At 35.1% G+C, this 13479-nt stretch carries 13 protein-coding genes and 1 riboswitch; of the genes, 2 read left to right on the plus strand and 11 right to left on the minus strand.

Annotated elements, in window-relative coordinates:
* Nucleotides 1–4: 4 nt before the first annotated feature.
* From HCJ50_RS09560 to murB, 3 genes are all read right to left on the minus strand, one after another.
* Complete coding sequence (locus HCJ50_RS09560; protein WP_185348103.1) at nucleotides 5–1273, minus strand: alkaline phosphatase family protein; 1269 nt, start codon at nucleotides 1271–1273, stop codon at nucleotides 5–7.
* Nucleotides 1274–1337: 64 nt separating this feature from the next.
* Nucleotides 1338–2375 carry an AI-2E family transporter gene (locus HCJ50_RS09565; protein ID WP_185348105.1) on the minus strand — a complete coding sequence of 346 codons (1038 nt, stop codon included), beginning with the start codon at nucleotides 2373–2375 and terminating at the stop codon, nucleotides 1338–1340.
* A 29-nt stretch (nucleotides 2376–2404) separates the two neighbouring features.
* A complete protein-coding gene (gene murB, locus HCJ50_RS09570) occupies nucleotides 2405–3301 on the minus strand; it encodes a UDP-N-acetylmuramate dehydrogenase (protein ID WP_185348107.1) in 897 nt (298 codons plus the stop codon).
* A 215-nt stretch (nucleotides 3302–3516) separates the two neighbouring features.
* Between murB and HCJ50_RS09575 the strand changes: the two genes are divergently transcribed.
* Nucleotides 3517–4503, plus strand: a complete 987-nt coding sequence (locus HCJ50_RS09575) for an ABC transporter ATP-binding protein (protein ID WP_185348109.1) — start codon at nucleotides 3517–3519, stop codon at nucleotides 4501–4503.
* Nucleotides 4500–6014 carry an ABC transporter permease/substrate-binding protein gene (locus HCJ50_RS09580; protein WP_185348111.1) on the plus strand — a complete coding sequence of 505 codons (1515 nt, stop codon included), beginning with the start codon at nucleotides 4500–4502 and terminating at the stop codon, nucleotides 6012–6014. The genes HCJ50_RS09575 and HCJ50_RS09580 overlap by 4 nt, the downstream gene beginning before the upstream one ends.
* Nucleotides 6015–6061: 47 nt before the next feature.
* Here the strand turns inward: HCJ50_RS09580 and HCJ50_RS09585 are convergent, their stop codons facing one another.
* From HCJ50_RS09585 to HCJ50_RS09620, 8 genes are all read right to left on the minus strand, one after another.
* Entirely contained in the window at nucleotides 6062–6892 is an 831-nt protein-coding gene (locus HCJ50_RS09585; protein ID WP_185348113.1) for a hypothetical protein, read from the minus strand.
* 137 nt (nucleotides 6893–7029) lie between these two features.
* Nucleotides 7030–8376, minus strand: coding sequence for an Nramp family divalent metal transporter (locus tag HCJ50_RS09590; RefSeq protein WP_185348115.1), 1347 nt, complete (start codon nucleotides 8374–8376; stop codon nucleotides 7030–7032).
* A 111-nt stretch (nucleotides 8377–8487) separates the two neighbouring features.
* Complete coding sequence (locus tag HCJ50_RS09595) at nucleotides 8488–9159, minus strand: ABC transporter permease (protein ID WP_185348117.1); 672 nt, start codon at nucleotides 9157–9159, stop codon at nucleotides 8488–8490.
* Nucleotides 9160–9173: 14 nt separating this feature from the next.
* Complete coding sequence (locus HCJ50_RS09600) at nucleotides 9174–10100, minus strand: osmoprotectant ABC transporter substrate-binding protein (protein ID WP_185348119.1); 927 nt, start codon at nucleotides 10098–10100, stop codon at nucleotides 9174–9176.
* A gap of 1 nt (nucleotide 10101) precedes the next feature.
* A complete protein-coding gene (locus tag HCJ50_RS09605; protein WP_185348121.1) occupies nucleotides 10102–10758 on the minus strand; it encodes an ABC transporter permease in 657 nt (218 codons plus the stop codon).
* Between the two features lie 3 nt (nucleotides 10759–10761).
* Nucleotides 10762–11955, minus strand: coding sequence for a betaine/proline/choline family ABC transporter ATP-binding protein (locus HCJ50_RS09610; RefSeq protein ID WP_185348123.1), 1194 nt, complete (start codon nucleotides 11953–11955; stop codon nucleotides 10762–10764).
* A gap of 301 nt (nucleotides 11956–12256) precedes the next feature.
* The gene (thiT, locus tag HCJ50_RS09615) at nucleotides 12257–12817 is read right to left on the minus strand and encodes an energy-coupled thiamine transporter ThiT (protein WP_185348125.1); all 561 of its coding nucleotides are present in this window, start codon (nucleotides 12815–12817) and stop codon (nucleotides 12257–12259) included.
* Between the two features lie 67 nt (nucleotides 12818–12884).
* Nucleotides 12885–12995, minus strand: a riboswitch (TPP riboswitch).
* Between the two features lie 69 nt (nucleotides 12996–13064).
* Nucleotides 13065–13448: an MmcQ/YjbR family DNA-binding protein gene (locus HCJ50_RS09620; RefSeq protein WP_185348127.1), complete on the minus strand. Its 384-nt coding sequence runs from the start codon at nucleotides 13446–13448 to the stop codon at nucleotides 13065–13067.
* Between the last annotated feature and the right edge of the window lie 31 nt (nucleotides 13449–13479).

Below are 13479 nucleotides of genomic sequence, written 5' to 3' on the forward strand. Positions count from 1 at the left end.
TTTTTTATTCGAATATATCACTTAGTATCTTGCCTGCTGTAGTTGGGAATTGTAACCCAAGTATTTTGGCAAATGTAGGTGCTTCATCAACTAATCTTGCATTAGCTATTTTCATTCCAGCTTTCATACCTGGACCGTTGAAGAGTATAGTTGTATTGTAATTCGCTTTTTCAGGAGAATAACCATGAACAGCTCTATAATAACCAGGTTTTCCAAGCTTTTCTTCCGTCACCTCTTCAATTAATGGACCATATAAATCATCCGTAAAATAGTAACCAACTTGCCCTTCCAACATTAGTGCGGCATTTGGATCTGCCCCTAAATGACAAATTTCTTCATGGGAAATAATGTTTTCAATTCCCTTTACTTCTTGAAGAACCTTGATAATTTCTGGAATTAGTTTATTACTATTGGTGTAAATATAACAAGAACCATCACAACTTTTTGCATAGACTTGCCATTCCGTGATTTTATTATCGACCGATTGACTCCATCCTTTTTCCGCAAAAAGAAGGTTTAAGCGAATCGCATGGGTAACATCTATCTGATAATGATCTCCAAGAACAGCAAAAACGGTATTTTCATAAATCCCTGCTTCTTTGGTGGCTTGAATAATTTGTCCGAGTCGGTTATCGTGACGTTTTAAAGCTTCTTTAGCTTCTACAGAATGAACCCCATGTGCATGACGCATACTATCCATATCAACTAAATGAGCTAAAAGTAAATTAGGTTTTTTTGTTTTTATTGTATCAACCACTCCAGCTGTTAAAAAATCATCTAGTGCAGGTTGATTAATACCATTTCTCAGATTTCCAAATTTCCGTTCCATATCAATTAAAAAAAGCGGAGAGCTACTATTTAAAGAAACCATCATCTGAGTTAACCAAAAGCGATTTGGGAAAATTTCAGCAATGTTATAATCAATTCCACTCTTTGCTGCTACAGGCCATAAAAATGCCGCTGTTGTCATTTGTTTTTCTTTCGCTAACTCATATAAAGTAGGTACTTGAATTGCTTTTTTATACCAATACCAATCAGGCGAGTCTTTTTCTGGCTGGATTCTCGTATTATTTACGATACCATGTGTTTTTGGATAGTGTCCCGTTATAATAGATGTGTGCGCTGGATATGTAAGAGATGGATAAATGGTTGTTACTTCTTCAATATGTGTCCCATTTTGAATTAATTCGTGTAACACAGGCAATTCACTCATATCTTTTAAATCAAGCGAGCCTAGAGCATCTAATGAAATAATAAACAGATGTTTTGTCACAATGTTTCTCCCCTTTCAAAAAAACAGGGGTTTTCCAACAAATATGGAAGAACCCCCGTACGAATTAAGTATGACTGATGGTGTCTTTTGGCTGTTCTATTTCTTCTTGCCCTGTTACACCTAAAACATCTAAGAAGAACATAACGACTGGTATACCAACGATTAAACCCCAGATTCCAAAGAAATGCTCTCCGAAAATCAAGATTATAAACGTATAAAATACTGGTAAATTAGTTTTTGCTGACATTAATTTTGGATTTAGTACATAAGATTCTAAAGCATGAATAATAACTACAACGATTAAAATGTAGAAAATGTATTCTACGCCACCGATTGAGTAGCCAATAATGGTTAATGGCACAAGAGAAATAATAACCCCTGCAACTGGAATTAGCCCAAGTAAGAAGACCATAATTGATAAAGTCATTAATTGCGGGAAACCAAGAATCCAAAGCGCAATAGTTGTTAAGACTGCATTGACTAGCGCAATAATAAACTGAGCTTCAATCACCTTTCCAAAAGTCCCAACAAATTTTGCTCCGAAAAACTTCACTTCATCGTAAATAAAGCCAATTTTACTTGTGGAAAACTGATTTGTGAAAGAAATTAAGTGATCTTTTCCTAGCGAGAAAAATAGACTTAACATCAAAGCAATAAAAACGTTCATAAGGACAGTTCCAACATTAGTTAAATACGTTAAAATAATTGATACGCCCTGCTCTGTGTATTTCATAATATCAAATTGATTTGCTAAACTAACAATATAATTAATAAAGTCATTATTGCTTTCAGTAGTAAAGAAACTATTAACAAATTTGACTAATTGATTTACTTGATCTCCTAAAACTGGAATATATTTAACAAATACAAACACAATAACAACAGCAATGAGAGCATATAGTAATAAAACAATAATTTGTCGATAAATCGAGATTCTCCGTAGAATAAAGTTCTCTAAACGAGTAATCAAGAAAGAGAATATAAATGTTAATAAAATAATGTTCATTTGACTCCGGAGTAGATATAAAACAAAGGCGATTAAAAGAAACACTCCAACACGCTTGACACTCTTATTTTGTAATAAAGAACTCAGCTCTTTCAAAAATGTATTACCTCCTATTTTCGATTTGGCTACTTATCTTCGCCAATAATTTTAACTTCAGTTTCAAGTTCAACATCCCATTTTTCGCGAACGGTTTTTTGAACATAAGCTATTAGGTTCATATAATCTGTCGCAGTTGCTCCACCGATATTAACAATAAAGCCAGCGTGTTTTAGTGAAACCTGTGCTCCACCTATAATATGACCTTGTAATCCACTATCTTGAATTAATTTCCCAGCAAAATGACCGGGCGGACGTTTAAAGACACTACCACAAGAAGGATATTCTAACGGTTGTTTAGCCTCTCTTGCAGCTGTAAGTTCATCCATTTTAACTTGAATAGTATTTTTATCTTCTAATTGCAAGGAAAAAGTAGCATCTAAAACGATATAATTTTTTTCAGCAATTGTACTAAAACGATAGGCAGCTTTTAATTCAGAGCGCTTCAATTTCTTTAGTTTACCAGAGGGAGTTAATACAGTAGCAGCTTCTAAACAATCGCTAATTTCACCACCATACGCGCCAGCATTCATATGTAATGCTCCACCAATCGACCCAGGAATTCCACAAGCAAATTCCAGTCCGCTTAAACTTTCATCTAAGGCAAACTTTGCCGTATCAATTAATTTGGCTCCACTCATCGCGATAATTTGAGTATTTTTTCTTTCTATTGTTTGTAGTAAGTCAAGATGCACGATTACGCCACGAATTCCACCATCTTTTATGATTAAGTTTGAGCCATTTCCAAGGATGGTTAAAGGAATCTTTTTTTGGTGACAATAAGATACAATTTCTTGTGTTTCTTCTATTGTTTTTGGCATCACAAATATATCGGCATTTCCACCTGTTTTCGTATACGTATATTTAGATAATGGCTCATTTAATTTAATCGCTATATGCGGAAATTCTGTTTGGATATTGTTCATTATTTATTTCAAACCTTTCATGGATGTAGTTTTAAAAATCACTGCCTCTATTTTATCATGGAACCACTTTTTTACAAAGAATTCCAGAGATTTTTATTAGATTAGGAATAATTTAAATAAATTTAGAGTAATTGGAGGGTATGTTCTTGTACTTTAAAAGTAAAAACGTTATAATTTAGAACATATATTCTACTAACAAAGAAAGGGATGAAAAAATGATTCGTTTTGATCGTGTGTCTAAAAATTATAATAATGATAAAACTGCAGTGAAAAATGTGACACTTGACATAAAAGATGGTGAATTTTTCGTTTTCATCGGTCCAAGTGGTTGTGGGAAAACAACGACACTCAAAATGATTAACCGATTGATTCCATTAACAACCGGAACGATCTATATTAATGAAAAAAGAATTAGTGATTATGATATTCATGAACTTCGCTGGGATATTGGTTATGTCTTACAACAAATCGCCCTTTTCCCCCATATGACAATTGAGGAAAATATTGCCATCGTTCCAGAATTAAAAAAATGGGATAAGGACAAAATTCGTGATCGGATTACTGAACTGTTAGAGAGCGTTGGCCTTGATCCAGAGACCTATCGACACCGCAAACCTGCTGAACTTTCAGGCGGAGAGCAACAGCGTGTTGGTGTTGTCCGCGCGCTCGCAGCTGATCCGGAAATTATTTTAATGGATGAACCTTTTAGTGCGCTAGACCCAATTTCAAGACAACGACTACAACAAGATATTTCGGCACTTCAAAAGAAAATCAAAAAAACGATTGTCTTTGTTACACATGATATGCAAGAAGCACTTGCTCTCGGTGACCGAATTTGTGTAATGCAAGATGGAGAAATCGTCCAAGTTGCAACCCCACAAGAAATTCTTAAAAATCCAGAAAATGATTTTGTGAAAGATTTCTTAGCATCTGGACATGTGTTTAAAACGCCTGTTTTAGAAGGTAGTTTTATAGTAAACGATTTAGTAGAAGCTGATTTATACCACAATTATCAAACAAGTGATGGCACGCTAAGTATTTCTTTAAAAGAACCTGTTGAGACTTTAATACGTCGTGTGGCAGAGGAAGAGTCTATCCCTGTTCTAGATGAAGCATCTGGCAATTTTGTAGGCACGATTACAAATAAACATGTCATGCAATTTTTAGCTCGCCACATAGAAAGTTCAGGTGAATTAGTATGAATACATTATTAGATACTTTTGCTGTTCGTAAAGATGAACTTTTCACTGCTTTGGTGCAACATATCCAAATTTCGTTTGTTTCGCTTTTTATTGCAGTGTTAATTGCTTTACCTCTTGGTATTTATTTAACTAGACATAAGCGACTTGCTGAACCAATTATTCAAGTAGCTGCAATTTTCCAAACGATTCCTTCACTGGCATTACTAGGTTTATTAATACCGCTTGTTGGTATTGGTATTGTTCCAGCGATTATTGCGCTAGTTATTTATGCCCTACTTCCTATTTTAAGGAATACATATACGGGAATTAAAGAAGTTGACCCAGCGCTTGTGGAAGCTTCACGTGCTATGGGAATGAATAAATGGAAAAGATTATACAAAGTACAACTTCCTCTAGCAATGCCAGTTATTATGGCAGGTATTCGTACTGCGATGGTGCTTATTATTGGAACAGCTACTCTCGCCGCATTAATTGGTGCAGGTGGTTTGGGGGATTTAATCTTACTTGGGATTGATCGTAATGATAACAGTTTAATCTTACTAGGTGCCATTCCAGCGGCATTACTAGCCATTTTATTTGACTTTTTATTACGTTTCCTCGAAAAAGCATCATTTAGAAGTACTGTAATTACAATCTCTGCTGGGATTTTACTAACAGCAGCAATTATTGTTGTCCCTTACCTAACTTCTGACAAAAAAGAAATTACTATTGCTGGTAAATTAGGTGCTGAGCCAGAAATTTTGATTAATATGTATAAAATTGTGATTGAAGATGAGACTGATTTAAAAGTGAACGTTAAGCCAAATATGGGGAAAACTAGTTTTGTATTTAATGCTTTAAAATCTGGAGACATTGATATTTATCCGGAATTCACTGGTACAGTTTTGGAAACTTTCTTAAAAGAAGATGCCAAAACACATAATCCGGAGCAAGTCTATGAACAAGCACGTGACGGCTTAGCGAAAGATTTTGATATGGCTTATCTAAAACCAATGAAATATAATAATACTTATGCCTTAGCCGTCTCCCCTGAGTTTGCTAAGGAGCATAAATTAGAAAAAATATCTGATTTAGGGCCAGTAACAGATCAAGTAAAAGCTGGTTTCACATTAGAATTTAAAGATCGTTCGGACGGATATAAAGGTATTCAAGAAAAATATGGTCTTACTTTTCCTAATTTGAAAACAATGGAACCTAAATTACGCTATAATGCCATTAAATCAGGTGATATTAATTTAATTGATGCGTACTCAACCGATAGTGAATTAGCGCAATATAAATTAAAAGTACTAGAAGATGATCAGCAGCTCTTCCCTCCTTATCAAGGTGCGCCGCTGTTGTTAACAGAAACACTTAATGAGTATCCAGAGCTTAGGAAACCATTAAACAAACTTGCTGGTAAAATTACAGACGACCAAATGAGGAAAATGAATTATGAAGTCAATGTAAATGGAAAATCAGCTTATACTGTTGCGAAAGAATTTTTACAAGAACAAGGATTAATAAAATAAAAAAAGAAGCTAAGCGGAAAATGAGAAATTTTCGCTTAGCTTCTTTTTTATTGTCGGATTAAATTTTTGACTTTGTTGATATTAGGTTTGTAGAAACGACAATGTGTTTCAAATTCCTTATTAAATTCAGCCGCAAGTTGAGTTAATGATTGTTCATGATCAAGCATCAAACCTTCTTCTAAGAGCGGTTTAAGTGAAATAATTTGATCGAAAACAAGACCTGCATTCGTGTCACTTAAGACAGAGATAATCTTGCTTAAGGATTTTTGTTTTTCAGAAGGCAATGCTTTTTGATGAAGATGGAACCATTTCGCTAATTGCTTTCGGTTTTTTCGAGTAGCCTCTAGATAGATAGTTTGCGCATAAGCAGCTTTAGCAAATGAAATAGATAGATTTTCAGCAGATATCCAGTCTTCCTCTAATATCTCGCCTTGCATTTTTATTTTTTCATTGAGCAAAGTTATATCTTCTTGGTAAATATCCATTTTTCGTTGTTGTTGTTTGTATATTTCCATTGCTAAATTAAGTTCGTCAACGGTTGCTTGCAGTGGTTCTCCAAAAATGGTATTATCATTTAAAATTAATTGGGTTTGTTCGATTTTTTCTGCAATAACGCTATCACGTTCTTTAATAACATGCGCGCGTTTTCCTAAGTATTCAAAATAAAAGTTGTATTTTTGGATGCGATTAACTACTGCTTCTGCTTCTTTTATTGTTGTCGGTTCTTCGTTTGCGTTTAAAACAGTTACACCAGCCACTTTACTTAATTTTGTATAAATAACAACTGAGAAGATTTCTCCGTCCAAATTAATTGTGTACGGTAGTTTATGTTGCTGTTCTAAAAGTCGTTTATGTTGTTTTAATAATTTATCCGTCATCTTTAATCAACACCTTTACTACGCCATTAGTATTATATAACTTAATTATATAGCATAAAGATGAAAATTTCGAGGGAAAGAAATGAGAAATTGTTTTTTAATAGTTTACATAATATAATTATTGTCTTCTTTCCTCGTTATAAAGACGTTAAAGTATAAAATAATAAGTAGATATTTAAGATGGCGATAAAAATTGCTACTGCCCAAGAAATAATTTTTAACCAAGGTGGATTAACAAATTCGCCCATTTTCTTTTTATCACTAGTAAACATGACAAGTGGAATTACGGCAAAAGATAATTGCATAGAAAGAATAACTTGACTAAAAATTAAAAGTTCGTTAATACCATTTGCTCCATAAAGTGCAGTGATGATAACGGCTGGAATAATTGCGAGAACACGTGTTAATAAACGTCTTACTACTGGTTTTAAACGAATATTTAAAAAACCTTCCATAACAATTTGACCAGCTAATGTACCAGTTAAGGTTGAGTTTTGACCAGAAGCAAGTAAAGCAACCGCAAAAATAGTACTTGCAATACTACTTCCAAGTGTAGGATTTAATAATTTATAGGCATCTTCAATTCCTGCAACACTGTTTTGACCAGTTGTGTAAAATGCAGCAGCAGCTAAAATTAAAATAGAAGCATTGATTAATAAAGCGATAGTTAAAGAAAAAGTAGAATCTATAAATGAAAAACGAATCGCTTCCTTCTTCCCTTCTTTTGTTCTATCGTACTGTCTTGTTTGCACGATGGATGAATGTAAATATAAATTATGTGGCATAACAGTAGCACCTAAAATACCAAGTGCAATATAAAGTATCGCTGGATTGGTTATGATTTCAGTTTGTGGAATAAATCCTTTGGCGATCGCTTGTACATCCGGATGGGACATAATCATTTCCGCTCCAAAACAAACTAAAATGGTGACCATTAAGGTAATGACAATAACTTCGATGTAGCGAAAACCTTTGTGCTGCAAAAATAGGACAAGAAAAATATCTAATGCTGTAATACAAACGCCCCAAATTAACGGAATACCAAATAATAAGTTAAGAGCAATTGCACTCCCTATTACCTCCGCAACATCTGTCGCAATAATCGCAAGTTCGGCTAAAATCCATAAAACAAATCCAAATGGTTTAGAAAAGCTGTCGCTAGAGGCTTGTGCTAAATCTCGTCCAGTAACAATACCTAATTTTGATGCCAGTGATTGTAATAAAATAGCTAAAATATTAGAAATTAAAATAACTGATAATAACGTATATCCAAATTCTGATCCCCCAGCAATTGATGTCGCCCAGTTTCCCGGATCTACGTAACCTACTGCAATAAGCGCTCCTGGACCCATAAATGCTAGTAATTTCCGGAAAAATTTCGCGTCCTTTGGTATTTTCACGGAATTATTTACTTCGCTCAAGCTGGGAGCATTCTGTGCTTTTTTCCAGCTTTCTTTTGTTCGTTCTGTTTTCTCTCTTTTCATGCTCCCTGACCTTCTTTCGTTTATGGTAAAAAGTTTACTACGGGAAACATTCTTTGTCAAATGAAAAAACACAACCTTTTAAAAAATAATAGGTTGTGTTTTTCAGTATGACTATAAGGCTTCTGTTAGGGTTTTTCGTTTGTTTTTCACAGGATTTAATTTACGTTCCAGCCAACCAAGTAAGAGGTCCGCTAAAATTGCCATAAATGCTGTTGGGATAGCTCCAGCAAGGATAATCGCTGTCCCATTCGTGGCATTTGTTCCCCGAACGATAATATCACCTAATCCGCCTGCTCCAACGAATGTTCCAATTGCAGCTACACCGATTGCGATGACTAATGCGTTTCGAATACCTGCCATAATAACAGATAATGCAAGTGGCATTTCTATTAACCGGAGAACTTGCCATTTAGTCATTCCCATTGCTTTACCAGATTCAAGAAGTGCCCCATCGACATTTCTAATACCTGTGTAGGTGTTTTTTAGAATTGGCAATAAAGAGTATAGGAATAAGGATAAAACAACAGTATTCGTTCCTAGCCCCATGACTAGCATTAATACCGCAAGCATTGCCAGTGCGGGAATCGTTTGGATAATATTAGCCGTTTGAATAACCCAGCCAGCTAAACGTTTTTTCCTAGCAATATATACTCCGAGTGGTATCGCTACGATTGCTGCGAAAATAACTCCGTAAGCACTCATTAAGAAATGCCGCCAGAACTCTTCCATGACATAACTTCCATTTGTTTGATAATAGTCAATTAATTGGCTTAATGTGTCCATCTTTTGGCACCTCCTTAGTTTTCACCTTCAAAGTAATTATTTTTTTCTAGGAACTCTTTTGCTACAATAGATGGTTCTTTGAGTTCTCCATCCGCTGCATAGTTAAGTTTTTGCATTTGTTCTGTAGAAATTTTGCCTTTTAATTTATTTATAGTAGATTTTAATTCAGGGTGTTTTTCTAAAATTTCATCTGTTGCAAGCGCTGAAGCATCATAAGGTGGAAAGAATTTTTTATCGTCTTCCAATAATTTAAGGTTGTAAGTTGGAATCCGACCATCTGTAGAATAACCGAGCGCTACATCCATTTGTTTATTTTTTAGCGCTGTATAAATTAAGCCAATTTGCATCGGAAAGATTTTTTTGAATTCGATGTCATATGCATCAGAAAAAGCTTTATAACCATCTCCAGCACGTTCCATCCAAGAGTTATCAACGCCAGCAGTTAGTTGGTCTTCCACTTTTCGCATATCACTTACGGTAGATAAATTATATTTTTTTGCTGTATCTTGACGCACCATAAACACATAAGTATTAGCGAAACCATAGGAATCAAACCAAGTCTGTTGAAAACGATCTTCAAAACCTTTTTGGACAGCTGCTAAGGCTTTATCTGGGTCTTTAATAGCTTCTTCTCCAAGTGGACCAACTAAATCTGTTCCAGTGTATCTTGTGGCAGTAATATCAACATCTCCATTTAGCATTGCTTGATGTTGAACGATGGTGGAACCTAGGTTATTTACAATTTCTACTTTTAAGCCAGTATCATGTTCAATTAATTCTTTTAAAATATTTGATACGATTTGTGATTCTGTGGTGGCCATTGCACCAATTCGTATGGTATCTTTGGAACCTCCGCCAAGGCCAGGCAATGCACAGCTTGATAAGAAGAGCGAACTAGTTATAAGTAAAACGCTCACTAAAGCAATAAGTTTTTTCTTCATGTTATTCTCCCCCTTCCCGAGCTTCGCGGATGGCTTTAGGTGTTAAACGATACTCTAATTTTCCAAGTGCGAATTCTACTAAAAGGGCTAAAATAGTAACTGGGATAGCTCCACCGAGTATTAAATCAGGACGATATAAATTTAATCCGTTGAAAATAAAGTCTCCTAATCCACCTGCGCCAATATAAGAAGCAAGCGTTGCCCAAGCAATAACATACACAGCGGATAAACGAATCCCGGCCATAATAACGGAAATGGAGTTGGGAATTTCGACATTAATAATTAATTGCCAGTTGGTCATTCCCATACCACGCCCAGATTCAATCAAATTTTTATCTACACCTCGAACGCCAATAAAGGTATTACGTAAAATTGGTAGTAAGGCATAAATAAACAATGCGACAATTGCAGGCAGCGTCCCTACGCCAAGAAACGGAATAATAAACGCTAAAATAGCAAGCGATGGTACAGTTTGAAGTACACTAACAATACCAATAACAAAATTTGCTACTTTTGGAGATCTTGTTAATAGAATCCCGGTCGGAACAGCAACAGCGATACCTAAAATCACCGCAGAAAGAGAGATAAATAAATGTTGCCATGTTTGAACGAGCAAGTTATGGCCGTTTTCTTGAAAAAAAGTAACAATAGCGTCCATAGCTTATCCCTCCTGCTTCATTTCTGGTTCTGTCGTTTCGGAATCCGGTTGTTCCTCCTGATTTACTGATTCCGCGTCAAATGAACCCCAAATGGAATCATAGACTATATCAACTAAACTAGCTCGTGTTACAATACCGACTAGTCGATTTTCTTTATCTACTACAGGAATATACTTGTAACCACGTTTTAAAATCCGTTGAACTGTATCGCGAAGCAACGTGTCTTCATGAACATAAAAGACATTTTTCTCAAGAATATCTACTACTGAAGTGGCTGTGCGACGATTTAAATCAATTTGTTCCACATCAATAAATCCTTTTAGTACATTTCCTTCATCTACAACAAGCAATGTATCTACGCGTTTCTCTTTCATGACTGTAATTGCAGCTTGCAAGGACTTATCTGCTGTAATCGAAACTGGATTTGTATTCATAATTTGTGCTACTTGAGTTACATCCGGTTTTGCTTCAATTAAACGGTCTTTCCCAATAAAGTCTTCTACAAAGGAATTAGCAGGATTACGTAAAATTTCGTCTGGGGTATCAAATTGCACTATTTCTCCAGCTTTCATAATTACGATACGATCAGCTAGTTTTATAGCTTCATCCATATCATGAGTGACAAAAATAATTGTTTTTCCAAGTTCTTTTTGTAAGTTTTTAAATTCTTCTTGCAAAGAATCACGTGTAATTGGATCTAGTGCCCCAAATGGCTCATCCATCAAAATTAAATTTTGTTCTGCCGCAAGTGCGCGAAGTACACCAATACGTTGTTGTTGTCCGCCACTTAGTTCATATGGGTAGCGATCTAAAAATTCTTCTGGTAAATCTACCAACTTAATTAACTCTTTTGCACGTTCTTGTTTTTTCTCTTCGGACCATTTAAGTAGTTTTGGAACGAGGACGATATTTTCTCTAATCGTCATATGTGGCATCAAGCCAATTTGTTGAATTACATAACCGATAGAACGACGTAATTTAACAGGATCTTCCGCCATGATGTCTTTATCATTTATGAATATTTTTCCTTCTGTAGGTTCAATAAGCCTATTAATCATCTTCATTGTTGTTGTTTTCCCACAACCACTTGGACCGATAAAACAAACAAATTCGCCTTTATCGATGTTAAGTGTTAGATCATTAACTGCTTTTTTGCCCCCTTTATAAGTCTTCGTTACGTGTTCAAATTTTAACACGCTTACACACCTCCATTTTTTTCTTTACCACTACCAAAAAATTGGCAATCAATAAATCTTTTCCCTAACTAGGATGATTGAAACTTTAAAATACAGAAAAACAGGTTAAAAACAAGTGATACACTCAAATAGAAGTCGCTTATGAGGTGTTTTCCTACATATGTATGTGGCTGGCGCTAAACTGCTATTCATCGTAAAAATGAGCATTGTTATTAAACTGCTTAATAGTATAACTTTTATTATAACATACTTATTTTTCGTAAAAAAAAGGTCTGCAAGCAAATGCTCACAAACCTGTTCCTTATTTTGGCAAGAATAGCTTAGGTGACGTTTTTAATAATATCGTAATAACTATTCCACTAACAGCTACGGTGGCCAGGCAAGTAGCTCCGTTCATTACTAGCGAAAATAATGCAGCACCCCAACCTTTAAAAGCATAAGCACCCCAAAATAAAACACCAGCAACATAATGCCAGAAATATCTAGCAACCCCACCAATTATCATAGTACCCCATGCCCACTGTATGGCTTTTTTTAGTTCTCCAGCTGCTAAATTACTCCGGACTTGCTTACTAAATACGCCACTAAAAGCAACAAAGCTAAAGGCGATAACATATTCAATCAATGCTTGTGATGGCATTAAAATATATGCTTTCCCAGTTAAGAAATGTAGTAACCCCCATAATAATCCGGCAAATCCCGCAGCCCAAAAACCTCGACGAATGGCAATCACATACATTGGTATCATGCCTAGTGAAATTGAAAAGCTTGATCCAATATCTAGTGGAATAAAGCTTAATACCATTGCAATTGCAGCAAAAATCGCACACTCCAGTAAAATAATTAATCGTTTGTTTTGCATAAAAAATAAACTCCCCTCTTCTTTTTGGTCAAAAACGTACCCCAGAAGAAAGCAGTTTCTATTGTTAGAAATGCAATCGCCACAATCCCTACGCTCGTATTAACGAACAGGTTCAAAGGGTCAGAATCCAAAAACATGTGGATTCAATCTCAGCTAAGAAGCCCCCCCTGTGGTAACGTCTATGAAATTAATTGTACAACCATTATTATAGCATGGCTTTGTTTTTTGTAAAGAATTTTTTCTTTTATTAGTCATTAGTAGAAAATCGTACGGTATTTTGTGCTTTTTTAGGAAGTTTTTGAAAAATAAGTTGATAACTATTTTGGATTAAAGCAAATTCTATTTCTGCTTCCACATCATATTGTTCATTGATAACTAATGTAATCCAATGTTTTTTATTTAGATGATAGCCAGGTTTGATACTGTTATACTCATCGCGTAATTGGTCTATTCTTTCTGGTTGGCATTTTAGGCTAACATATAAATCTCCATGATACATATGAATAAGCGCAAAAATCTTGCCACCAAGCGTTAGCGCATGCATTTTTTTATCAAATGGAAATGTTTCCTTAGCTCCTTGCAAAGTTAAGCAAATAGCCACTTTTTCTTCTAGCATTTGTTGATAATTCATGCTACTTCCCTCCTTATTCTAGTATTATAAC

This window comes from Listeria immobilis, assembly GCF_014322765.1.
Lineage (GTDB): Bacteria > Bacillota > Bacilli > Lactobacillales > Listeriaceae > Listeria > Listeria immobilis.

Bases quoted from the DNA above. Each gene is read 5' to 3' on its own strand.
- murB (WP_185348107.1), bottom strand. From the start codon at position 3,301: ATGAACAATATCCAAACAGAATTTCCGCATATAGCGATTAAATTAAAT.
- HCJ50_RS09575 (WP_185348109.1), top strand. From the start codon at position 3,517: ATGATTCGTTTTGATCGTGTGTCTAAAAATTATAATAATGATAAAACT.
- HCJ50_RS09580 (WP_185348111.1), top strand. From the start codon at position 4,500: ATGAATACATTATTAGATACTTTTGCTGTTCGTAAAGATGAACTTTTC.
- HCJ50_RS09585 (WP_185348113.1), bottom strand. From the start codon at position 6,892: ATGACGGATAAATTATTAAAACAACATAAACGACTTTTAGAACAGCAA.
- HCJ50_RS09590 (WP_185348115.1), bottom strand. From the start codon at position 8,376: ATGAAAAGAGAGAAAACAGAACGAACAAAAGAAAGCTGGAAAAAAGCA.
- HCJ50_RS09595 (WP_185348117.1), bottom strand. From the start codon at position 9,159: ATGGACACATTAAGCCAATTAATTGACTATTATCAAACAAATGGAAGT.
- HCJ50_RS09600 (WP_185348119.1), bottom strand. From the start codon at position 10,100: ATGAAGAAAAAACTTATTGCTTTAGTGAGCGTTTTACTTATAACTAGT.
- HCJ50_RS09605 (WP_185348121.1), bottom strand. From the start codon at position 10,758: ATGGACGCTATTGTTACTTTTTTTCAAGAAAACGGCCATAACTTGCTC.
- thiT (WP_185348125.1), bottom strand. From the start codon at position 12,817: ATGCAAAACAAACGATTAATTATTTTACTGGAGTGTGCGATTTTTGCT.
- HCJ50_RS09620 (WP_185348127.1), bottom strand. From the start codon at position 13,448: ATGAATTATCAACAAATGCTAGAAGAAAAAGTGGCTATTTGCTTAACT.